The organism is Novosphingobium sp. TCA1 (genome assembly GCF_009811895.1).
In the GTDB taxonomy this organism is placed as follows: Bacteria; Pseudomonadota; Alphaproteobacteria; order Sphingomonadales; family Sphingomonadaceae; genus Novosphingobium; species Novosphingobium panipatense_A.
This window is the reverse complement of sequence record NZ_BLJH01000009.1, coordinates 1-20191: the sequence shown is the minus strand read 5'-3', so window position 1 is coordinate 20191 and position 20191 is coordinate 1. Positions and strand designations below refer to the sequence as shown.

Annotated in this window: 23 protein-coding genes; 8 read left to right on the top strand and 15 right to left on the bottom strand. The window is 64.9% G+C overall.

What is annotated here, in order from left to right:
• Positions 1–22 precede the first annotated feature (22 nt).
• The 3 genes from NTCA1_RS12445 to NTCA1_RS12435 all read right to left on the bottom strand — a co-directional run bounded on the left by NTCA1_RS12445 (position 23) and on the right by NTCA1_RS12435 (position 3383).
• A complete protein-coding gene (locus NTCA1_RS12445) occupies positions 23–253 on the bottom strand; it encodes an acyl carrier protein (protein WP_159830772.1) in 231 nt (76 codons plus the stop codon).
• 92 nt (positions 254–345) lie between these two features.
• The gene (locus tag NTCA1_RS12440) at positions 346–1947 is read right to left on the bottom strand and encodes a DUF4139 domain-containing protein (RefSeq protein ID WP_159830771.1); all 1602 of its coding nucleotides are present in this window, start codon (positions 1945–1947) and stop codon (positions 346–348) included.
• A complete protein-coding gene (locus NTCA1_RS12435) occupies positions 1947–3383 on the bottom strand; it encodes a DUF4139 domain-containing protein (protein ID WP_159830770.1) in 1437 nt (478 codons plus the stop codon). Before NTCA1_RS12435 ends, NTCA1_RS12440 begins: the two co-directional genes overlap by 1 nt.
• A 202-nt stretch (positions 3384–3585) precedes the next feature.
• Here NTCA1_RS12435 and NTCA1_RS12430 point away from each other — a divergent pair, with 202 nt between their 5' ends.
• Genes NTCA1_RS12430 through NTCA1_RS12420 form a run of 3 tightly spaced genes read left to right on the top strand, consistent with a single transcriptional unit; the run spans position 3586 to position 5872 of the window.
• Complete coding sequence (locus NTCA1_RS12430) at positions 3586–4143, top strand: nuclear transport factor 2 family protein (protein ID WP_159830769.1); 558 nt, start codon at positions 3586–3588, stop codon at positions 4141–4143.
• Complete coding sequence (locus NTCA1_RS12425) at positions 4140–5456, top strand: SRPBCC family protein (RefSeq protein WP_159830768.1); 1317 nt, start codon at positions 4140–4142, stop codon at positions 5454–5456. Before NTCA1_RS12430 ends, NTCA1_RS12425 begins: the two co-directional genes overlap by 4 nt.
• Positions 5453–5872 carry a nuclear transport factor 2 family protein gene (locus NTCA1_RS12420; protein ID WP_159830767.1) on the top strand — a complete coding sequence of 140 codons (420 nt, stop codon included), beginning with the start codon at positions 5453–5455 and terminating at the stop codon, positions 5870–5872. Before NTCA1_RS12425 ends, NTCA1_RS12420 begins: the two co-directional genes overlap by 4 nt.
• A 26-nt stretch (positions 5873–5898) precedes the next feature.
• On the opposite strand, the gene NTCA1_RS12415 is transcribed toward NTCA1_RS12420, so the two are convergent.
• The 6 genes from NTCA1_RS12415 to NTCA1_RS12390 form a co-directional block, all read right to left on the bottom strand.
• Positions 5899–6255 carry a putative quinol monooxygenase gene (locus NTCA1_RS12415; protein ID WP_086492511.1) on the bottom strand — a complete coding sequence of 119 codons (357 nt, stop codon included), beginning with the start codon at positions 6253–6255 and terminating at the stop codon, positions 5899–5901.
• 11 nt (positions 6256–6266) lie between these two features.
• Positions 6267–6776 (bottom strand): VOC family protein, encoded by a 510-nt coding sequence (locus NTCA1_RS12410; RefSeq protein ID WP_086492510.1) that lies wholly within the window; start codon positions 6774–6776, stop codon positions 6267–6269.
• The gene (locus NTCA1_RS12405; protein ID WP_159830766.1) at positions 6773–8434 is read right to left on the bottom strand and encodes an FAD-dependent oxidoreductase; all 1662 of its coding nucleotides are present in this window, start codon (positions 8432–8434) and stop codon (positions 6773–6775) included. Before NTCA1_RS12405 ends, NTCA1_RS12410 begins: the two co-directional genes overlap by 4 nt.
• 38 nt (positions 8435–8472) lie before the next feature.
• Positions 8473–9264 carry an SDR family NAD(P)-dependent oxidoreductase gene (locus NTCA1_RS12400; RefSeq protein WP_159830765.1) on the bottom strand — a complete coding sequence of 264 codons (792 nt, stop codon included), beginning with the start codon at positions 9262–9264 and terminating at the stop codon, positions 8473–8475.
• A gap of 220 nt (positions 9265–9484) precedes the next feature.
• Positions 9485–10303 carry a glucose 1-dehydrogenase gene (locus NTCA1_RS12395; RefSeq protein ID WP_159830764.1) on the bottom strand — a complete coding sequence of 273 codons (819 nt, stop codon included), beginning with the start codon at positions 10301–10303 and terminating at the stop codon, positions 9485–9487.
• On the bottom strand, positions 10300–11079 hold the full coding sequence (locus NTCA1_RS12390) for an SDR family NAD(P)-dependent oxidoreductase (RefSeq protein ID WP_159830763.1): 780 nt from the start codon (positions 11077–11079) through the stop codon (positions 10300–10302). Before NTCA1_RS12390 ends, NTCA1_RS12395 begins: the two co-directional genes overlap by 4 nt.
• Before the next feature lie 150 nt (positions 11080–11229).
• Between NTCA1_RS12390 and NTCA1_RS12385 the strand changes: the two genes are divergently transcribed.
• Positions 11230–12672, top strand: coding sequence for an SRPBCC family protein (locus NTCA1_RS12385; RefSeq protein ID WP_159830762.1), 1443 nt, complete (start codon positions 11230–11232; stop codon positions 12670–12672).
• Positions 12673–12676: 4 nt separating this feature from the next.
• A complete protein-coding gene (locus NTCA1_RS12380; RefSeq protein ID WP_159830761.1) occupies positions 12677–13441 on the top strand; it encodes a ThuA domain-containing protein in 765 nt (254 codons plus the stop codon).
• 6 nt (positions 13442–13447) lie between these two features.
• On the opposite strand, the gene dmeF is transcribed toward NTCA1_RS12380, so the two are convergent.
• Positions 13448–14374, bottom strand: a complete 927-nt coding sequence (gene dmeF / locus NTCA1_RS12375) for a CDF family Co(II)/Ni(II) efflux transporter DmeF (RefSeq protein WP_159830760.1) — start codon at positions 14372–14374, stop codon at positions 13448–13450.
• A gap of 20 nt (positions 14375–14394) precedes the next feature.
• Entirely contained in the window at positions 14395–14670 is a 276-nt protein-coding gene (locus NTCA1_RS12370; protein ID WP_159830759.1) for a metal/formaldehyde-sensitive transcriptional repressor, read from the bottom strand.
• Positions 14671–14813: 143 nt separating this feature from the next.
• On the opposite strand from NTCA1_RS12370, the gene NTCA1_RS12365 reads away from it, so the two are divergent.
• The 3 genes from NTCA1_RS12365 to NTCA1_RS12355 are packed head-to-tail and all read left to right on the top strand — an operon-like array spanning position 14814 to position 17475.
• Positions 14814–15683: a class I SAM-dependent methyltransferase gene (locus tag NTCA1_RS12365; protein WP_159830758.1), complete on the top strand. Its 870-nt coding sequence runs from the start codon at positions 14814–14816 to the stop codon at positions 15681–15683.
• 13 nt (positions 15684–15696) lie between these two features.
• Positions 15697–16572: a siderophore-interacting protein gene (locus NTCA1_RS12360; RefSeq protein ID WP_159830757.1), complete on the top strand. Its 876-nt coding sequence runs from the start codon at positions 15697–15699 to the stop codon at positions 16570–16572.
• A gap of 42 nt (positions 16573–16614) precedes the next feature.
• Complete coding sequence (locus tag NTCA1_RS12355) at positions 16615–17475, top strand: exonuclease domain-containing protein (RefSeq protein WP_159830756.1); 861 nt, start codon at positions 16615–16617, stop codon at positions 17473–17475.
• Here the strand turns inward: NTCA1_RS12355 and NTCA1_RS12350 are convergent.
• The 4 genes from NTCA1_RS12350 to NTCA1_RS28700 all read right to left on the bottom strand — a co-directional run.
• Positions 17467–18219: a prephenate dehydrogenase/arogenate dehydrogenase family protein gene (locus tag NTCA1_RS12350; protein ID WP_159830755.1), complete on the bottom strand. Its 753-nt coding sequence runs from the start codon at positions 18217–18219 to the stop codon at positions 17467–17469. The genes NTCA1_RS12355 and NTCA1_RS12350 overlap by 9 nt on opposite strands.
• Positions 18220–18551: 332 nt before the next feature.
• Positions 18552–18980: a hypothetical protein gene (locus NTCA1_RS12345; RefSeq protein ID WP_133084166.1), complete on the bottom strand. Its 429-nt coding sequence runs from the start codon at positions 18978–18980 to the stop codon at positions 18552–18554.
• A gap of 158 nt (positions 18981–19138) precedes the next feature.
• Entirely contained in the window at positions 19139–19528 is a 390-nt protein-coding gene (locus NTCA1_RS12340; protein WP_159830754.1) for a hypothetical protein, read from the bottom strand.
• 422 nt (positions 19529–19950) lie between these two features.
• Positions 19951–20191 (bottom strand): hypothetical protein (locus NTCA1_RS28700; RefSeq protein ID WP_236549282.1); only part of this gene is annotated, 241 nt, incomplete at its 5' end.

Sequence of the window (20191 nt, the reverse complement as noted above, 5' to 3'; positions counted from 1 at the left end):
GCCCCTCATCACGCCCCCTTCATCATACCAGCCGCATCACGAGGCCGACGAAATCGGAGATGGTGGCATTGCGGTCCAGCTTGTCGGGATCGATGACCACGCCCAGCTTGTCCTCGATGGCGAACAGCGTGCTGGCGACGTCGAGCGAACCGATGTCGAGCTGCTCGAACGTGGCGTCCGGCCGCAGGGCGGCGGGATCGAGCCCGGATTCCTCCGCGATGATGCCTAGGATCGCCTCAGTGGAGACCGTCATGCCGCTCCTTCCCCGATTTTCCGGCGACGATATCATGCGATATCGGCGAGGTACATGGAATTGCGGGCGAGTATTTGCAGCGGAGCCCGTGCTCAGTTCGTGAAGCGGTAGCGCAGCTGCGCCGCGCCGCCGGGGGGCAGGGTGGGGGACCAGGTGGCGATGCCGTCCACCCGCTCCAGCGCGGCATCGTCCGCCGTGATGTCCTGCCCGGCCGTGCCGATAGGAATATCGACGGGCACGGCGAAGGGGTTGGCATTGGTGACGGTCAGCACCGCTTCGCCCCCGGTGATGCCCTTCTCGAAAACCTGCCGGGAAACGCGCTGGGATATCGTGACCTGCCCGCTGGTCCCGGCGGCGATGCGAAAGGTTTCGCCGTCCGCGCGGTCCTTCATCGCGCCGAGGCCCAGCAGTTGCCGTCCGCCGTCCGCCCGGGCGGCATAGAGCGCGGTGCTGCCCGCGGGCAGCGCCAGGCCGAGCCCGGTATCGGCCTTGTTCCGCATGACCAGGACGATGGCGCTCGGAGCGGCGTCCAGCATCTGCGTGGGATAGACCGCGCGCCGGTAGCGCCGCTCGAAAGGCACTTGCGCGCGGGACAGCAGCGCCACCTGCTTCTGTCCTCTGGCGCTGACGGTGACGCGCTCAGGCACGCGGTAGAGCTTGAGATCGCCGAGGTCCTCGGGCGGTGGCGGGGGCGGAGGGGGCGGCGGCGCAGCAGGTGCCGGGGCTATGGCGAGCGGCGGCGGTGCGCCCCTGAAGCGCCCGGATGCGGTGACCACGATCTCCTCGCGCTCCGGCTGCCGTTCCCGCAAGTCCGACGTGGTAGTGCCCAGCGGATAGCAGGACAGCCGGAGCGCTTCCACGGCGGCGCGGAAGGCGGGGCTTTCCCTGCGGTTGAGCCTGCCCGCCACGGCACTGACTTCGGCATCGGCAAAGGACTGCCCGTTGCTGTTGGCCAAAGTCAGCCAGGCGAACAGTTCCAGTGCGCCCCCCGTAGCGGCCCCCGCGGGCGCCTGCGTGGCGACATAGCTGGCGCGCCAGTCGAACCCGGAAGACAGGTAGCTCAGTCGCACGGTGACGCTGCGCGAACCCACGCTTTGCGTCACCACGCTGAGCACCGGCTTGTCGGAGAGACCCGCCGGAACGCCATCGTAAACCAGCTTTTCGGGAAGCCCCGAGCAGCCAAGCGCCTCGAACCCCGTGCGCGTTTGCAGGACGACGCCCTGCTGCGGCCCGGCGATGACGGTCGCTTCCTCGCTGACGGTGCGGCCCGTGGCCCTGTCGCGGCGCGTTACCGTGACCTGCCGGCCCAGCGTTCCGTCCACCAGCGAAGCGGGGGAGAGCAGGCGGGCGTCGCGGTTCTTCTCGATCGTGCCGCCCGGCAGTCCTTCGATCACGGCGCTGACCGGGACGATGCCTTCCGCCACGCCTTCGAAGCGCAAGGTCGAACGGCCGCGCGGCAGGCGGATCCTGCGCGTCTCCGTTACCAGCGCGAAGCCGCCGAGATAGCGCAAGTCGATCGATCCCCGGCCGTAGGGCGCGCGGTACAAGGTCAGCGAGACCCTCTCGGGGCCGCGCGAGACGACGACGCGCTCGTTGCGGTCCGGTTCGGGTGCCTGCTCCGGTGCCGCAAGCGCGGGCGCCGCGACCGGTGCGGACAGCAGCAGGGCCAAGGCCAGGAAGGGCCGCCGGACCATCAGTAGCGCGTGTCGAACGTGGCGGTGACGACCGCCTCTCCATTGGCCGGAACCGGCACCTGCCAGACCGCCGAACCGGCATCGCGCCGCTCGCTCTTGCGGTTTTCCTCGGTCAGGCGCGTATCTCCCCAGTCGAGGCCGCCCTGCACCAGTTCCACCGTCACCGCCCGCGCACGGGCATTGGTCAGGCGGTAGCGCATCTGGGTGCGCCAGCGGTCGGTGCCCTGGCGGGTGCGCGATACGACAGTGGGCTGCACTTTCACGTCGAAGGCATCGCCGGTCGGCAAGGCGATCGCGCTGCCTTGCGGGGTGTGTTCGATGCGGTTCTCGCCGGTGAACTGCGGCTGGCCCCGCGCGTCGCGCACATAGACGCGCACGGTTCCGGCGGGGAGGGCATCGCCCAGTCCGGCGGCCCCGGAGTTGGCGAAACGCAGCAGGCTTTGCGCGCTGCGGCTTTCGCTGGACGTGCCGAGCCAGCCGTTCTCGAAGCGGTAGCCGGAACTGGCGGAGACGCCCTTGGCATCGAGGAAGCTGACCTGCTTGGTCTGCTTGTCGGCAATGGTGGTGCGCTCGGCAAGCGGATAGAGGTAGAAATCGCCCAATTGCTCGCGATCGGCGCTTTCCGTGCCGGGCTGGACTTGCGTGGTTCGGCGGGGTTGGGGGCGGGATCCGGGCCGGACGCGTGGCATGGGCATGTAGCTCTCGGAATCGCCGGTGCTGCCCACTTCGCCCGCGACCAGCAGGGTGCGGGCGTTGTTGAAGGTGGTGCCGCTGGTATTGCTCAGCGTGACCCAGCCCTGCACGTCCACCGTGCCGTTCCGGTCATCGAACAGGGCGACATAGTCTGCGCTCCAGCCCAGCCCGCCGCTGAGGTAGGACAGCGTGGCGGGCCGCCTGCCCGTGCGGGTGCTGGCCAGGCTTACCGAAAGGGTCGGGCGGGCGCGCAGCGATTCCGGCACCCGGTCGAAAATGGCGCGGACGGGCAGGCCGTCGTCGCGCAGCACTTCGACATGGCCGTTCACTTCCAGCACCACGCCGCCGTTCACGGCCAGCACCCGCGCGCGTTCGCGGGTTTCCGCGCCGGTGGCGGGATTGGTACGGACCAGCGTGATCGTCTCGCCCACCGCCTTTTCCATAAGGCTGGACGGGGTGAGCAGGTCGAAATCGAAATTCTGCTCGACGATGGCGGCGTCGGGAACGGTAAGCGAGACCGTTTCCGGGCGGATCCGGGCGCTGACATCGGGAAAGCTCTGGCGCACCCGGCCATTGCCGAGATCGAGCTGGCGGACATCCTGCACCAGCGCCACGTCGTTGTTGTAGATCGTGACCGAGAGATCGCCTTGCGCCGAAGCGGAACCCTCCTGCGCGATGGCCGCGAATGGCGCCGCACAGAGCGGGGCCGCAAGGGCAAGGCAGCCCACCAGAATCTTCCGCATCGCAATCCCCCTCTGCCAGGACCTGACCTTCATGCCGGTAACGCGGCCGTCATTCAATGAACACCTGCTGTAAGGATTTACGAAAAGGCGCCTTTTCGGCGCTCTCGGCGGGCCTAGCCTTAGTGGCAGGTGAGCGCGGCGCCTCCGGCGGACCATAAAAACCGGCAGACGAGTCGATAAGCGCGAGAGAGGAAGGCAGGGCATGGGCGAGGCGCCGGCGGCGAAGGACTTCGATATCGCGGCGCAGCTGCACGACCTGGCCGCGCGGCGCGACATTGCCGAAGCGGCGCATCGCTATATGCGCGGGCTAGACCGGCTGGACGCGGCGTTGCAACGCCGGGCCTTTCACGACGATGCCGTGGTGGACTGCGGGCTGATGAAGGGCACGGCGGACGAATTCGTCGCCTTCTGTCAGAATTTCCTGGGCGCGATGGCGGCGACGCATCACCTGCTCGGCCAGCACCGCATCGAGATTTCGGGAGATACCGCGCGCGGAGAGGCCTACTTCCAGGCCTGGCACGGCCTGCGCGAGGAGGGCGGCGGCGTGCGGGACCTGTTCATCGCCGGGCGCTATCTCGACCGCTATGCCTGCCGGGACGGCGAATGGCGCATCACCGAACGCCTGCTCGTGACCGACTGGGTCAAGGACGATCCCGGCTCCCTCGATTTCTTCGCCGCCAATCCCGGCGTCGTGCGCGGCGGTCGTCGCGGTAGCGACCCCAGCGATACCCAGGCCCAACAGGCAGGAGCACGTTCATGAACGTCCAGAGCAAGGTTTCCCGCTACTCGCAGGAATTCGATCCGCCGGTGCGCGGGGATCCGATCACGGCCGACCGCTACATCTCCCGAGAGTGGATGGCGGGCGAGATGAAGAACCTCTGGCCCAAGGTCTGGCATCTCGGCGGGGTGCTGGCCGATCTGGAGGAGCCGGGCGACGTGATCCGGCACAACTTCGCCAAGGAATCGGTGATCATGGTGCGGCAGGAGGACGAGGCCATCCGCGCCTTCTACAACTCCTGCCCGCACCGGGGAAACCGGCTGATCCTGGCCGACGTCACCAGCGTGCCGCGCATCACCTGCGGCTATCACAACTGGACCTACGACCTCGACGGCACCCTGATCAAGGTGCAGGACCCGGACGATTTCGAGGGCGGCAGCCCCTGCGGCAAAGTCCACTTGTCCGAACTGCGCTGCGAGACCTGGGGACCCTTCGTGTTCTGGTGCATGGACGACGATGTCGCGCCGCTGCACGAATGGCTTGCGCCTTTCCCGGAGCGCCTGGCCGGTTACGGCATCGACAACTGGGTACGCGTGCTGAACCTCTCGGCCGACTGCGAATTCAACTGGAAGATCATCCGCGACAATTTCAACGAGAGCTACCACCTGCCCACCATCCACCCGGAACTGGCGACCTTCATCAATGACGGGCTGCCGGATACGCTGTTCGAGATGTATCCGTCGGGCCACAACTCGATGTGGATGAAAGGCCATCAGGCGACCACCCGCGTCGACTATCACACTACCGAAGTGCCTGCGCCGCTGAACCAGATCGCCAAGGCCTGGGGCATCGATCCGGCCGATTATGCAGGCCATACCGGAGACTTGCGCGCGGCGGTGATCGAGGCGAAGCGGCGGCTGGGGCCGGAACGGGGCTTTGTCAATTATGCGCAGATGAGCGACCAGCAACTGGTCGATTACTTCCACTGCACGCTGTTCCCGAACCTGACGCTGACGATGAGCCCAGAACAGTTGCAGGTGCTGCGGACCGAACCGCATCCCACCGATCCCGAGAAGTGCGTATTCCAGCACTGGTGCCTCTATCCGCCGATTGCGGGCATGCGCGAGGTGGAAACGCCGCTCGGCACGGTGCCGCTGCGTCACGATGCCATTGCGCGCCACTCGGTCTATGGAGACGGCGTTTCGGTGGGTTTCGTGGCGGATCAGGATCTGTCCATCGGCACCAGCCAACAGCAGGGCCTCAATTCGCGCGGGTTCAAGGGCTGCATCCTCCCGGGTCAGGAAAAGCGCGTGCAGCGCTTCCACGAACTGCTGAACGACATGGTGCAGGGGTGAATTCCTGCCCTGTCGAGGATCGGCTGGCGATCGAGGACCTGCTGGTGGCCTATGCCTACGGGCTGGACGGTCTTCACGACATCGAAGGGCTGCTGGCGCTTTTCGTGGAAGATGCCGTGTTCGATCTTTCGGACATCGGCTTTCCGAGCCTGCAAGGCCATGCGGCGATCCGCCGCTTCTTCGAGGACACCTTCGCGGCGATGGCGGCCCAGGCGCATTACCTCAGCAACTTCGCGATCACCGCCTATGCGGGCGACCGGGCCTCGGTGCGTGCTTACGTTACCGGGATGGCGCGTTACAAGGCAGGGGGCGAGGTGACCGTTCACGGGCGCTATTATTTTGACGTGGTGCGGGTGGGGGCAGGCTGGAAGGCCGCGCGCTATACGATGGACTTTCTCATCCCGCCGGAGGGATGAAGAGGCGATCTCGGGCCCCGCGAGCCTTACAGCGTCACCCCGAAAATCTCCTTCCGGGGCCAGCCCTCTTCGTCATAGACCGGCTCGATCCCGGCGACGGAATAGATCTGCACCGCAAAGCCCGTCAGCTCGTATTCGCCAAGATGCGCGCGCATTGCCGCATAGGAGGCATGCGCGAAGTGGCCCAGCAAGTCGCGCTCGCTGTCCCATTCCTCGTAGACATGGATCACGCCGGGATCGATCGGATCGACCGCCCAGTTGTAGGCCGTGCAGCCTGGCTCCTCGCGGCTGGAGGCGATGTGCTGCGCGCCGCCCCGGATGATGGCGGCGCAGAGGGCGTCGTCGCCCGCAAAGCGGAGCGTTCCGGCCACGATGATGCGCATCTGGGGTCCTTTCAGGCAATCGGCCGGATCAGCGGCGTCTCGTGGATTTCCAGGATTTCGAAGACGTTGCCGAAGAAGTCCCGGCAATAAGTGCCCGAATAGCCGTGCTTGCTGCCGTCTGCGTCGGTGGTGATCGTCGCCAGTTCGGGCGGGGCGTGGACGGGCAGTCCCGCCGCCACGATCCGCTCGTGAACGGCGGCAAGGTCCTCCACTTGCAGGGCGATATGCGTATAGCCGTATTCGTTGACGCCCCGGCGCGGATCCTGCGGCTGGCTCTGCTTCGGGGCAGAATATTCGAAGCATTCTATCTGCACATTGCCCAGACGGCAGAAGAACTGCTCCGCCGCGCTGCCTTCCAGGGCGACGATCTGGTCGATGAAGGGATTGTCCGCCCAGCGCAGCGGCTCCACTTCCTCCACCGCACCCAGAATGTCGAGGTAGAAGTGCCGCGCCTTGGCCAGATCGGGCACCGAGACGCCGATGTGGTGGACGCCGATCACGCCGGGGAGAGGCTCGCTCATGCCGCTACCGTGCTTTCCGCGCCGACATTGCGCTGTGCGGCATGGCGGCCCGCAAGGTAGCCGAAGACCATGCCCGGCCCCAGCGTGCCGCCGCCGCCGCCGTAGGTCATGCCCATCATCGATCCCATGGCATTGCCCGCCGCATAGAGGCCCTCGATCGGCTTCAGGTCCACGTCGAGCACGCGGCCGAGCGTGTCCGTCTTCGGCCCGCCCTTCGTGCCCAGCGCGCCGGACTTGACCTCGGCGGCGTAGTAGGGCCCGCCCTCGATCTTGCCGAGCGTCGCTTCCTTGCGGCCCTTGTTGTCGGGATCGCCCCAATAGAGGTCGTAGTAGCTGTCTCCCCGGCCGAAGTCCTCGTCCTTGCCGGCGTCGACCATCTCGTTCCAGCGTTCGACCGTGGCCTCCAGCGCGCCTGCCGGAATGCCCAGCTTTTCGGCGAGTTCGGCCAGGGTATCGCCGCGCGCGATCCACTCGGCAGGTTCGCGCTTATGTTCGCCGTCGCCCACGCCGATCAGCTGCGTGTCGAGGAAGCCCCACTTGTCGTAAAACGCCTGGTTGAACAGGCACCAGGCCGGGAGATTGGCCCAGGAGCAGGAATTGAGGTCCTGCACATGGAACGCCGCGCCGAAGGCGTTGTAGTTCGCCGCTTCGTTGGTGAAGCGCTTGCCCGTGCGGTTGACCATGATGGTGCCGGGCAGTGTCCGTTCCCCGGTGAACAGCATCCGGCCCATTTCGTTGAGCGGGGCCTCCACCACCGGCATCCACCACGCTTCCCGCATGGAGGAGAGCATGGCGCCGGCCTTCATCGCCATGCGCAGCCCGTCGCCGGTATTGGTGCGGATCGAGACGGGAGAGGTCAGCGGGCCGCGCAGGAAGGCGGCCTTGAACGCCTCGTTATGTTCGAAGCCGCCGGTCGCCAGCATGACGTTAGGCGCGTCAATCAGGGTGCCGTCGTCCAGTTCCACGCCTTTGGTTATGCCGTCCTCGATCCGCAGTTCCCTGCCGCCGGTGCCCAGCAGGAATTCCACGCCCCGGTCCAGGCAGCCGCGCAGCAAGCGGCCGACGAGGGCGTGGCCCAGACCGCGCTCGTCATTGTCCGCCCGGCGCTTGGCTTCGGCAGGGTCCAGCGGATCGGGCACCGCCTGCGCCAGCGAGGTTTCGCCCACGGTGAAGTAGACGTGCGGCCAGTAATAGGGGGAGACCTCCACCCGGTCCCGCCATTCGCCGAGGTCGCCATAGGGATAGACGGCGCATTCCAGCGTGCGCCCCCCGCGCGATGCCGCGCCGGGCTGTTCGGGGTGGTAGTCCGGGAAATCGGGCACCACCATGAACTTCACCGGCGTGCGGTCCTCAAGGAAGGCCACCATCTCGACCCCGCCGTCGATATAGGCTTCTGCCATCTGCGGCTCGATCAGCCCGTTGGACATGGAGGCGAGGTAGGTCAGCGCCTTTTCGCGGCTGTCCTCCTTGCCGAAGGCCTGCTGGTGCGGATTGCAGGGAATCCAGATCTGCCCGCCGGACCACGCCGAAGTGCCACCCAGCTTCTGCCCCTTTTCGACCACGAGAACTTTCGCGCCATGCTCGGCCGCGGTCAGCGCAGCCGTCAGCCCCGCCGCGCCCGAACCGAGCACGACGAGATCGTATGCCTTGTTGCTCATTGTCTCTCTCCCGATGGCCTCTTCAGGGCCTCATGAAATCAGACCTGACTAAAGCCTCCGTCCATCACCAGTTCGTCGCAGGTCATGAAGCTGGATGCCTCGCTGGCAAGGAAGACCACGCCGCCCGCCATTTCCTCTGGCCGGCCGAGGCGGCCGATGGGGTGGGTGGTGTTCATCGCCGCCAGCGAAGCCTCGCGCGAGGGCGAGGCGCCGAGTTCGACGTAGCGGTCCATGATCGATGCCAGCATCGGCGTCTCGATCCCGCCGGGATGCACCGAGTTGACGCGGATGTTGTACTGCAGCGCCGCGAATTCGGCGCCCAGACACTTGGACAGCATCTTGATCGCCGCCTTGCTGACGCAATAGGCCGCATTGAAGGCCGCACCGCGCAGGCCGCCGACGCTGGAGAAGTTGATCACCGAAGCCCCGCCCTTGCGCGCCTTGCCCCCGGCCTTCAGCAGATCGAGCAGGATCTGCGTGCCGATGATGGCGGAATCGACGTTGATCGCGTTTATCCGGTGAAATTCGGAAAGCGGCGTATCCTCGAACTTGGTGACGATCGAGAAGCCGGCGTTGTTCACCAGCACGTCCAGCCTTCCGTAGTTTTCCCGCACCAGCGCCTCCACCGCGCGCCAGTCGCCCTCGCTGGTGACGTCGTGCTTCAGATAGTGGTCCGCGCCTTCGATCGCGGCGTCGTCCTTCAGGTCGGTGGCGATCACGGTGGCGCCGGCGGCCTTCATGGCCTTCACGATCTCGCGTCCGATGCCGCCTGCGGCTCCGGTGACGACGGCGATGGTGTCGGGGAGGGCGCCGGGTGAAGGTGCGGTCATGCTTCGTGTTCCTCTATGTTCGCGCCCTGCGCGCGGGGGGCTTCGACAAGCTCAGCCTGAGCGGGACTGGGGGGATCGAACAAGGTCCGCTTGGGCGTATCTAGCAAGCGCCGCTCCCGCTGAACGGAACTGGGCGCATCAAACAAACCCCGCTCACCCTGAGCTTGTCGAAGGGTCACACCGGACCTGTGACCCTCAGCAAACAGGGCGCCACGCATCGTCACTGCGCGGTCCAGCCGCCATCCACGACCAGCTCCGCGCCGGTCATGTAGGAACTGTCGCTGGAAGCGAGGAAGAACACTGCGCTGGCCAGTTCGGACGGTTCGGCCAGCCGGCCCATCGGCGTCTTGCCGGACATCAGATCGACCAGATCCTGCGGTTTTTCCGCGACGCCCTTGTCCACCCAGCGTTGGAAGCCTTCCCTCAGCAGCGGCGTCATCACGAAGCCGGGATGCAGCGAATTGGCGCGGATCGGCATCTGCTTGCCCGCGAATTCCAGCGCGATGGACTTGGTGAACAGCCGCACCGCGCCCTTGCTGGCGTTGTACCCCGAAACCTCGCTCATGCCGACGAGGCCCATGATCGAACTGACGTTGATGATCGAGGCACCGCCCGGCACCTCCGCGCCGCTTGCGGCCATCAGCGGCACGAAAGTGCGCACGCCAAGGAACACGCCGTCGACATTGATGCTCATGATCCGCCGCCAGCCTTCCAGAGAGGTTTCGGCAACCGGGCCGGTCAGGTCTATGCCCGCGTTGTTGACCAGGATGTGCAGCTTTCCATGCCGCTGGGTCACGGCATCCAGCACTACCTGCCAGTCATCCTCGCTGGTGACGTTGGCCTGCACATAGCTGGCCGCCTGACCCAGCCGGCCGAGCGTCTCACCCACAAGCGCGCTATCCTGCGCCTCCAGATCGGTCAGCACCACTTCCGCGCCTTCGGCCAGAAAGCGTTCCACGCAGGCCAGGCCGATGCCGCGAAGGCCCCCCGAAACCAGCGCCACGCGGCCCTTCAGCCGCTGCGAACCCAGATCGCTCATACGCCCATCATCCCTGCCGTGGTTGCCCCGTCGATCACGTATTCGCTGCCGGAGACGAACTGCGATTCGTCCGATGCGAACCACGCCACCAGCCCGGCGATCTCGTCCACTTGCGCCATGCGGCCCAGCGGCGACATGCCTTCGTAGGCGGCGCGGGTGGTCGCCGGATCGCCGGAAGTTTCGATCAGGTTGCGGATCATCGCGGTCTCCACCACGCCGGGCAGGATCGCGTTGACGCGAATGCGGTACTTGCGGTTGCCCGCGTGGACCGCCGCCGATTTCACCAGCGCGACGACCGCCGCCTTCGACACCGAATAGGCCACGAAATTGCCCATCGCCCGGTGCGCGTTCATGGAGGAGTTGACGAGGATCGATCCCGCCGCGCCGTCGGGGTTGCGGGCCATCAGCCGCATCGCGTGCTGCACGGTGAGCATCGCGCCGGTCTGGTTGACGCCGATGACGTTTTCCCAGCCCTCCAGCGTGATATCCTCCACGCTGCCGTCGCCGTGCTCGGTGCCGGCATTGGCGAAGGCGAAGTCTAGGCGGCCATGGTCGGCGGCGATCCGGGCGGACAGCGCATCCCACGCGGCGCCGTCACGCACGTTGTGGCTGACGAATTCGGCCCCGGTCGCGGCGCAGACCTCGTCCGCGGCGCTGCGGTTGGATCCGGTGAATATGACGCGCGCGCCTTCCGCGCAGAGCCGCCGCACCGCACCCGCGCCGATGCCGGACGTGCCTCCGGTGACCAGCGCCACCTTGCCTTCAAGCCGCTTCACGGCATTCTCCCGTCTTATGCGTTGTTTTCGAACATGGCCGATCTTCGCCGGGGGGCAACCTATGATTAGAGCAAGGTGACTTCGCCTTCCCTCCGGTCCAGACATGCCCCAAACAGGGAAAAACGAAACAGGTTGGGAGACCTAGGAGCCATGGCCGAACGAGACCCCGAATTGGGTTCCACGCTGGGAGAAGACCGCAGCGAGGGCATCAGCTGGGCCGAACTCATGGCGCAGGATTCGCGGGCGGCCCCCGCGATCCTGACGCAGGAAAGCTACACTTATCGCGGGTCCGACCCGATCCCCGCCGCCCGCTACACCAGCGCCGAATTCGCGAAGCTGGAGCGGGAGAGGATGTGGCCCTACGTCTGGCAGTTCGTGGCGCGGGAGGAAGACCTGCCGGAGTCCGGCGACTTCATCGTCTATGAGAACGCGGGCCGGTCCTACCTCGTCAGCCGGCAGGACGATGGATCGATCCGGGCCATGCACAACGTCTGCCTTCATCGCGGCCGCAAGCTGCGCACCGAGGAAGGCCATGCGGACAAGTTCGTCTGCCCGTTCCACGGCTTCGCCTGGAAGAAGGACGGCAGCTTCGATTCCATGCCGTGCCAGTGGGACTTTCCGCATCTGGCGGAACAGAACCTCGATCTGCCGGAGGCCGAAGTGGGCCGCTGGGCAGGCTATGTCTTCATCCGGGAGGAGAAGGGCGGCCCCAGCCTTGAGGAATTCCTGGCCCCGCTGCCCGAGCATTTCAAGCGCTGGCGGCATGAGGAATGCGCCAGCGTCATGCGCGTGGCCAAGGAAGTGCCGGCCAACTGGAAAGTGGTGATGGAGGCCTTCATGGAGGCCTGGCACACCATCGTCACCCACCCGCAACTGCTGCCCTTCACCGGCGATTCCAACGCCGCCTACTGGACCTGGGGCGACAATGTGAACGTCAACCTCGTCCCCTTCGGCGTGATGAGCCCGCATATCGAGCAGGGACAGGGCGAGCAGTGGATCGTCGACGAGTTCATCAAGTACAACGGCCGTTCCGGCGACAATTACGAGGGTGAGGCCTCGGCCAATCCCATGGCGATCCAGGTGCCCGAAGGCGTCACCGCCCGCGCCGCGCTGGGGGCGGCGATGCGCGCCGCCTATACCGAGAGCACCGGCTACGACCATGCCGAGGCGACCGACGCGGAGCTGCTGGACGCGCTGGTCTACAACGTCTTCCCCAATTTCGCGCCCTGGGGCGGGTACATGCCCAATATCGTCTACAACTGGCTGCCGGGCAGGACGCCGGACACGTGCGTAATGGAAGTTCGCATTCTGGCGCGCATTCCCAAGGGCCAGCCGATCCCGCGCGGCGCGCCGCTGAAGATGCTGCGGTTGGACCAGAAATGGACCGAGGCGCCGGAACTGGGCATTCTGGGCGATGTGTTCGAACAGGATATGGACAACCTGCCCTTCGTTCAGGAGGGCCTGCATGCCTCGAAGACGGGCAAGGTGAACTTGGGCAACTATCAGGAAATCCGCATCCGCCAGTTCCAGGATACTTTGATGAAGTACATCGATGGCGAACTGGGCCAGACCACGCCCGAAGGGATGGCCTGACCGCATGAGCGAAACCGCTGAAAGCCGCCCGCCGCGTATCGACTGCGTGTTGATCTGCGGCGGTGTCTGGCACGACATGGACTTCGCCCGGCTGGAACTGCTGAAGCTGCTGGCCGAGGATCCTTCGGTACGCACCCGCGTGTTCGAGGATTACGAGAACCTCGACGCTATCCGCTCGGCCTCCGTGCTGATCACCTATACCTGCGACGTTACGCCATCGCTGGCGGCACAGGAGGTGCTGCGCGACTGGCTTTCAGCCGGGGGACGCTGGTACGCGCTTCACGGCACCAATTCGGTGCTGCGCCTGCTGGAAAACGGCCTCTGGGACGCGCCGCGCTGGGCGCCGCTGTTCATGGACCTGCTGGGCAGCCAGTTCGTCAGCCACCCGCCGATCGCGCCCTATACGGTGACGGTGGCGGATCCCGGCCACCCGCTGGTGGCGGGGATCGAACCGTTCGAGACGACCGACGAACTCTACCACATGGAATGCCACGGCGCGTTGCACGTGCTGCTGGAAACCGAATGCACAGAGGAAGGCACCGGCTTCGTGGAGGCGGCCGAGGCCCCCGGCACGCATCCGGTGATGTACATCAAGCGTCACGGCAAGGGCGCGGTGCTCTACAACACGCTCGGCCATTGCCGGGGGCATTACGATCTCCAGCCCATGCTGGACTGGTGGCCGACGGTCGATCGCTGCGCCTGGGACTTGCCGGTATTCTACGATCTGCTGCGCCGGGGCATCGACTGGATCAAGCAGCAGGAAGGCTGACGATAATCAGTGCCGCTCGATTGTGAGGTGGCGCAGTTCGTGGACCGGGGCCAGACGGCGGCGCAGTTCGGCCGTGTCCACCTCGGAGCCTTGGGCGGCCACGCCGACGATCGCGGCATGGGCTTCGGGACCCAGGCGCCAGACGTGAAGGTCCGTTATCCGTGCGTCGCCCGGCCCTTCCACGGCTTCGCGCACTTCCTCTGCGATATGGGTGTCGGTGCGGTCGAGCAGGACGAAGGCGGTGTCCTTCATCAGCGTCCAGGCCCAGCGCGCGATCACCACCCCACCGACGATACCCATGACCGGATCGAGCCAGACCCAGTCGAGGTAGCGCCCCGCCAGCAGCGCGGCGATGGCCAGCACGGACGTCAGCGCGTCGGCGAGGACATGGACGTAGGCGGAGCGCAAGTTGTTGTCGCCATGACCATGATGATGACCGTGCCCATGATGATGGTCATGGTCATGATGGTGGCCATAATGGTGATCACCCGACAGTAGCAGGGCACTTGCCACGTTGACCGCCAGCCCGACGACAGCGATCGCGGTCGCCTCTCCGAACGCCACGGCGGTCGGTTCGAACAGGCGCAGCGCCGATTCCACGCCGATCCCCAGCGCGATCAGCGCCAGCACCAGCGCCGAGGCGAACCCGGCGAGGTCGCCCACTTTGCCGGTGCCGAAGCTGAAGGCGGGGTTGCGGCTGTGGCGCCGGGCATAGCGGTAGGCCAGTGCCGCAACGCCCAGCGCTCCGGCATGGGTCGCCATGTGGAACCCGTCCGCCAGCAGCGCCATGGAGCCGGTGACGTAGCCCGCGACAATCTCGGCCACCATCATCGCGGCCGTCAGCAGCACGACCCACAAGGTCCGCCGCGCATTGGCGTCGTGTGCGGCGCCGAGAAAGTCATGCTCATGGGCGAATTCAGGAAGAGTAGCCATGTCCGTTCCTCAGGCCTGCATCATTTCGCGTAGCGGCGGATCGCCGTGATCAGGGCTTCGGCGCCTTCGTCCCGCTCGGCCTGTGTAAGGTCCGGCGCGGAGACGTGCGCCTTCACGTGATCGGCGATCAATTCGTCGATCAACCCGTTGACCGCGCCGCGCACGGCGGCGGCGAGGTGCAAGGTCTTCGCGCAGTCCTCCCCGGAAACGAGCGCACGCTCCACCGCCTGCAATTGCCCCACGAGGCGGCGCACGCGCATCACCAGCGCTTCGTTGTTCTCGGTCAGATGAGCCATAGGCTACCCCCCTATGGTATACGACACGGATTCGCAAGCAGCGCCGACGAAGCGATGAGCCTGATGGCAAATATGCTATTGATAATCACTTGCAATTCAATCGATGATCAGCGAGCCTGCATGACGCAATATCGGATGATGCCATGAACCAGATCGCTTCCCTGCCAGACCGGATGACCGGCCAAGACACGTCAACACTCAGCGGGGTGCCGGAAACCCTGCTCATCACCCTGGCCGCGCGGCTGACGGCGGCGCGGCAGAACCCGGATCTGCATTTCGTGGATCCCGCCGCCGAAGCGGTGGGCCAAGCGCTCGCCTTCGACCCGGATCGCTTCGCCGGGGACAAGGCCAGCATGCGCGGTTCGGTGGTGCGTGGCCAGTGGCTGGACGGCGTCGTCGCCGAATTCATCCAGGAGCACCCGCACGGCCTGATCCTGTCGGTCGGGTCGGGTCTGGACACCCGCGCCAACCGGCTGTCTCCGCCGCCGGGGATCGACTGGATCGACCTCGATTTCCCGGAAGTCGTGGCCCTGCGCAATGCGCTCGTCCCGGCCCTGCCGAACGTGCGCGCGCTGGCGGCGGATGCCACTGATGTGGGGGCCTGGAGCGGCAGTGTCGGATGGGAGGAAGGCCGCCCCGTTCTGGTCGTGGCGGAGGGGGTTTCGATGTACCTCGATCCGATCCGCGCGCTTTCTTGGTTGCAGGCCCTGGCGGCCAAGGCGGTCGTGCGCGGATCGGCGCTCTGGCTGGCGCTGGATCTGGCCTCGCCGCTGATGGTCGCCCAGTCCCACCGGCACCCCAGCGTCTCGAAGACGGGCGCGAAATTCTCCTGGGGCGTCCGGCGGCCCGAGGAGGTGAGCCGCGCCGTACCCGAACTGCGGCTGGCGGAGACTTACGACGTGGCGCGCCACTGCGGCGCGGCGTCGGCTGCGATCGCCTTCCTATACCGCGTGCTGACGCTGGGACGGCCGGTCTACAGCTGCGCGCTTTTCCGCAATTCCTCAGACTTGTGAAATGGATACCCCGATGGCTTCCACCGACAATACCACGCGGCGCTCCGGCAAGGCCTCTCAGCCGGGCGCCTTGCGCGAGGCGGAGCACGACCGTGAACTGCACGAGGTCTCGGTAGCCGTCACGGATGTCACGCAGCCGCTCCCGTCCGTGCGGCGTATCGCGGCAAGGCTGGAGGAATGGGTGGACGACCCGAACTGGTCGCTGCCGAACGTGGCCTTCCGCATTCATCTGGGGCCTGAGTTCGGCGGAATTTCGCGGATATACACCGTGCGCGATTATCATGCGGAAAGCGGGATCTTCACTTTCGATGTGGTTCTTCATGACGATCCCAGCCCGATGATGCAGTGGAGCGCGGCCTTGCAGCAGGGCGATCGCTTCGCGCTGACCGGCCCGCGTCCCCATGTCGGTATTCCCGAGCCGCAGGACGAAAAGCGCAAGATCGCGCTTTTCCTCGATGAAACGGCGATCCCGGCGCTCTGGTCGATGCTGAAGTCCTGGCCGCATGGCATGGCGGGTACCGGCTGGGTGGTCGCCGCCGATCCCGCCGCCTTTGCGGAACTGCCCCGCGTGCCCGGCCTGACGCTGCACCGCATCGATCCCGCGCAGCCGGGCGAACCGCGCGAGCCGCTGCTGGCGCGCGCCCGGGCGCTGGAAGATCCGCGCGGCCATATCGTCTGGGGCGCGGGAGAGCGCAGCGAGATGCGCGCCATTCGGCAGCATTTCGTTACCACCATGGGAATGGCGCGGCAGGACGTGGCCATCGCCGGTTACTGGAAGCGCGGGGTCAGCAATACCCGCATCGATGCCCGGCGCCACGAGGACTACGAGAAGCTGATCGCCGCGGGCGGCACCCTGGCCGATTTCGACGATCTGGCGGTGGAGGTGTGAACCTCTCGCCCTGACGAAGACACGCTGCTAGATCCGCCGCCCATGAAGCTATCGGATTCCCTTCAGGACGTTTCCGGGTTGGAAGAACCCGATTTCGTCGTCATCGACGTCGAGACGGCCTGCGCGCGCGTCAGCAGCATCTGCCAGATCGGCATCGTCGGTTTCCGGCAAGGCCGCGAGACGTTCGCCTATGAGACGCTGGTCGATCCGCGCGACGAATTCTCCACCTTCAACATCCGCATCCACGGCATTTCGCCGGAGCATGTCGCGGGCAAACCCACGTTCGGCGATATCCATGCGGTCGTCGCCGGTCACCTGAGCGGTCGCGTCACCGTCGCTCATTCCGGGTTCGACAAGGGGGCGCTGGCGGCGGCCTGCCGGATCGGCGACCTCGCTTCGATCGAGACGACCTGGCTGGACAGCGTGCGGGTGGCCAAGCGGGCCTGGCCGCAGCTTTCCAGCCACAGGCTGAACGTCCTGTCCCGCCACCTCGGCCTCAGGCACCGGCACCACGACGCGCTCAGCGATGCGCGGGCGGCGGGCATGGTGATCGTCAGGGCCATCGAGGAGACCGGGATCGACCTGCAGGGCTGGATGGCCAAGCCCGGAAAGGCGGGCAAGGCGCCGCCCGCTGCCGAAGTCGGTCCGCTGAAGGGGCAGCGCATCGCCATTCTGGGCGAGGCGCGCGACGGCACGCTCGCCCAGTTCCTGGCCGGGGCGGGCGCACGCATCGTCTCGGGCGTGGGCACCACCACGACCATGCTGGTGATCAGCGCGCGTCAGACTTACGGGCGCTGGGTGACCGCCGATGCCCAGCACCGCAAGGCCGAAGAGCTTCGCGGCGCGGGCGTGCGGATCGAGATCGTCACCGAGGCGGACTTGCGCGCCCGGCTGTCAGGCTGATCCCAACTCGCGGCGCACCGCATCCATCTCCGCGAAGAACCGGCTTCGCGCGCCCGCCGCATAAGGGTTGGTCTCTATGGCGTGGCTGACGCCGGGTGCGTCGTGGCGGACCATCTCCACGGCCTGGCGGATAAGGTCGAAACTGCGCGTGGTGATGCGGCCGGGCAAGTCGTCCATGCGCAACAGGGCCTTGGCGATCAGGTGGGTAAGGCCCTGCGTGAAGGCGGCTTCGCGGTCGTGCTCCTCGGGGCTGGCGACAAGGATCGACAGGCCGAACCGTGCGCGCAAGAAGGCCGCGACGCGCTTTGCGCCGGGGGCACGTAGCGGGCAGAGCACCATCTTCAGGCCTTTCGTGCCGGCGCCGATGCCGGCGCCGATGCTTTGGGGGCCGAACATCGGGTGGGTCGCCAGAAGATCGACATGGGGCGGCAGTTCGCGCAGCAGGATTTCGGCGGGGAGCACCTTGGAGGAGCAGACGTCCATGACCAGCGTGCCCGGCCGCAGCAGGGGCGCCATCGCGCGGCAGGCCTGGACGAGCGCGGAGAGCGGGACCGCGATCACAACGATATCGCAGCGGCAGACGGCGGATAGATCGGCCATGGCGACCCCCTCGACCGGCGATTCCGTTACTTGCGGATCGTGCGCGAGGATGCGGAACCAGGGCCGGAGAAAGCGCGCCGAAAGCTGCCCGAAGGCGCCGTACCCGACGATGCCCAGCGAAAGGGTTTTAGGGAGCCCTGTCACAGGCGATTTGTGCGATTGACTGCCTTCCACGAACTTCACGACCAGAGGCCTTTCCGAATGGGCTGGCGCAACCTTGGTCTATCCGGGGAGAGTTCAACCGCTGGTCACGCAGCGGTTGAGAACGACAAGATACCCACCGCCGATCAGCGGTAGTAATAGCTTCCTGCAAGGGTGGGCATGCTCCTCATGCCCACCGGCTAGGCGGCGGTCGTCGTGTTGTCAATGTTGTTGGGCCGCGTGGACAAATTCCACCCTGAATGAACTTCTGCTTTGTGGACCCTTGGGCGGGCGGAATAGCAGAGAAGTTGGGGAAAGCGGACCTAAAGGATGCATCAAATGAACAGCACTCTATCGCCTGGCCGTGCCTGATTGGCGCGATCCAGAAAGCCACCCATATGGAAGGGGATGTTGTCGCCAACATCACCCATGAGCCGACCTCGCACCTTGTCCCATGTGGCAAGTGCGACATGAAAGTCAGGCTCACCAACGATGAGCACGGGCTGCCCCTTATCCGCAAACCAGTTATAGGTTCCACCCTTCGCTCGACGGACAGATTCGAGCAGGTAGCTACCTACGGAGCCGACCAGACCATCGATCTCTGGTGCACCGAGCTCCCCAACATATTGATGAGCCTCGGCAAGCATCTCCTCGACTAGCGGAAAGCTTGAAATCGAGTAATCCAATGTTCCACCAAGGCGCGATTGAGACATTGAAACAGCTCGCTCGGCCGCCGATTGAACGTCTTGCATTAGTTCGTCCACGAATACCTCCAGTATTCTGATGCACCGACTTTGCACTAACTGACCTGTCCGGAAACGCAGGTTTCAGATTAAATTCTTGAAAACCCGACCTTCCACTGAACGGCCGACCGCTCCTGGCGCCCTCAAAGCCGGAAAGGTTGGGGGATATCGTTGATATTTCAACACTGTGGTCTCGAGAATTTCTCTCGATCGATAAAGTTGAGGATCTCTAAATCCCGCCTTAATTCTGAAGCCTCATCGACAGGAATGTCCTTGAGTAGCTCATCGATTCCGTATTTTCTAAGATGACCCTCAATTTCCTGTTTAATCACTTTGCTTGGCTCTTCGTACCAATTCCCTGAAATGATATATAGTGCACAGAGCCACATTATGTCTTCAACAGGTTTCTCGAACCTATGTTCGTAACAATCTGAAACCATTCCGACCACTTGTATATGCGGTCTGCCTTTAACAACGCCCAAATCTCTGCTGAAATCGAAAAGAGCATCCAACGCCGCTCTTTTTATTTTGCTATAGGTAAACCTATCAGCTGTTTTGAATTTGGTCATTCAGACAATCCATTATTCCACCCATATAGTATTATTAATCATTTTAGATCAGAAGATCTGTATGTTGGCAATGTCGACACTTTTAACAGCCAGCGTTCAGGTTGAAATCCTGAAAAGCCGCCATTCGACTGAACGACCGACCGCACTTGGCTCTCGACTTAGGCGCCCTCAAAGTCGGAAAGGTCGGGTAAGCTACCGTTCAACTTTGCGTTTACGAAGCCTTTGGCGAAACCGAAAATTGGTGCTTGTCGAATATTTCAACAATCGGCCAGCTATCTCCCTCGTTCCATATCGACACCCAATTGTCTGGGTGCACGTCAATGGAATGAGGGTGTCCATCGTCAAGGGTGACAACGGCTTCCCCACCGGGCGGGACTTCATATTGGTCGCAGATTGGTTCGATAAAAATCGTGAGTGACGTCTCAAGATAGTTTCGGATCGGCAAGCGCATCGGGTGGTATCTTCTTCAGTGTGAAACCCACCTTATCGTTCCGGGCTACCGTCTGCCATGTCGGCGTGACCGGAATGGCAGATTTCAGGAGAAATTCCAGATAGCCGCCGCTGCTGTCCGTCCGCGAATTTCCAAACGGACTCCCGGGTTCTAGGCCGTGTTGACAAAAGGGATTCCCAAGCGGGCCGGGTTCTGATTCAAGACTGCTTTTT

What these genes read in the sequence shown, in the direction of transcription:
- NTCA1_RS12445 (WP_159830772.1), bottom strand. Translation starts at nt 253, where the DNA reads ATGACGGTCTCCACTGAGGCGATCCTAGGCATCATCGCGGAGGAATCC.
- NTCA1_RS12440 (WP_159830771.1), bottom strand. Translation starts at nt 1,947, where the DNA reads ATGGTCCGGCGGCCCTTCCTGGCCTTGGCCCTGCTGCTGTCCGCACCG.
- NTCA1_RS12435 (WP_159830770.1), bottom strand. Translation starts at nt 3,383, where the DNA reads ATGCGGAAGATTCTGGTGGGCTGCCTTGCCCTTGCGGCCCCGCTCTGT.
- NTCA1_RS12430 (WP_159830769.1), top strand. Translation starts at nt 3,586, where the DNA reads ATGGGCGAGGCGCCGGCGGCGAAGGACTTCGATATCGCGGCGCAGCTG.
- NTCA1_RS12425 (WP_159830768.1), top strand. Translation starts at nt 4,140, where the DNA reads ATGAACGTCCAGAGCAAGGTTTCCCGCTACTCGCAGGAATTCGATCCG.
- NTCA1_RS12415 (WP_086492511.1), bottom strand. Translation starts at nt 6,255, where the DNA reads ATGCGCATCATCGTGGCCGGAACGCTCCGCTTTGCGGGCGACGACGCC.
- NTCA1_RS12410 (WP_086492510.1), bottom strand. Translation starts at nt 6,776, where the DNA reads ATGAGCGAGCCTCTCCCCGGCGTGATCGGCGTCCACCACATCGGCGTC.
- NTCA1_RS12405 (WP_159830766.1), bottom strand. Translation starts at nt 8,434, where the DNA reads ATGAGCAACAAGGCATACGATCTCGTCGTGCTCGGTTCGGGCGCGGCG.
- NTCA1_RS12400 (WP_159830765.1), bottom strand. Translation starts at nt 9,264, where the DNA reads ATGACCGCACCTTCACCCGGCGCCCTCCCCGACACCATCGCCGTCGTC.
- NTCA1_RS12395 (WP_159830764.1), bottom strand. Translation starts at nt 10,303, where the DNA reads ATGAGCGATCTGGGTTCGCAGCGGCTGAAGGGCCGCGTGGCGCTGGTT.
- NTCA1_RS12385 (WP_159830762.1), top strand. Translation starts at nt 11,230, where the DNA reads ATGGCCGAACGAGACCCCGAATTGGGTTCCACGCTGGGAGAAGACCGC.
- NTCA1_RS12380 (WP_159830761.1), top strand. Translation starts at nt 12,677, where the DNA reads ATGAGCGAAACCGCTGAAAGCCGCCCGCCGCGTATCGACTGCGTGTTG.
- dmeF (WP_159830760.1), bottom strand. Translation starts at nt 14,374, where the DNA reads ATGGCTACTCTTCCTGAATTCGCCCATGAGCATGACTTTCTCGGCGCC.
- NTCA1_RS12370 (WP_159830759.1), bottom strand. Translation starts at nt 14,670, where the DNA reads ATGGCTCATCTGACCGAGAACAACGAAGCGCTGGTGATGCGCGTGCGC.
- NTCA1_RS12365 (WP_159830758.1), top strand. Translation starts at nt 14,814, where the DNA reads ATGAACCAGATCGCTTCCCTGCCAGACCGGATGACCGGCCAAGACACG.
- NTCA1_RS12360 (WP_159830757.1), top strand. Translation starts at nt 15,697, where the DNA reads ATGGCTTCCACCGACAATACCACGCGGCGCTCCGGCAAGGCCTCTCAG.
- NTCA1_RS12355 (WP_159830756.1), top strand. Translation starts at nt 16,615, where the DNA reads ATGAAGCTATCGGATTCCCTTCAGGACGTTTCCGGGTTGGAAGAACCC.
- NTCA1_RS12340 (WP_159830754.1), bottom strand. Translation starts at nt 19,528, where the DNA reads ATGACCAAATTCAAAACAGCTGATAGGTTTACCTATAGCAAAATAAAA.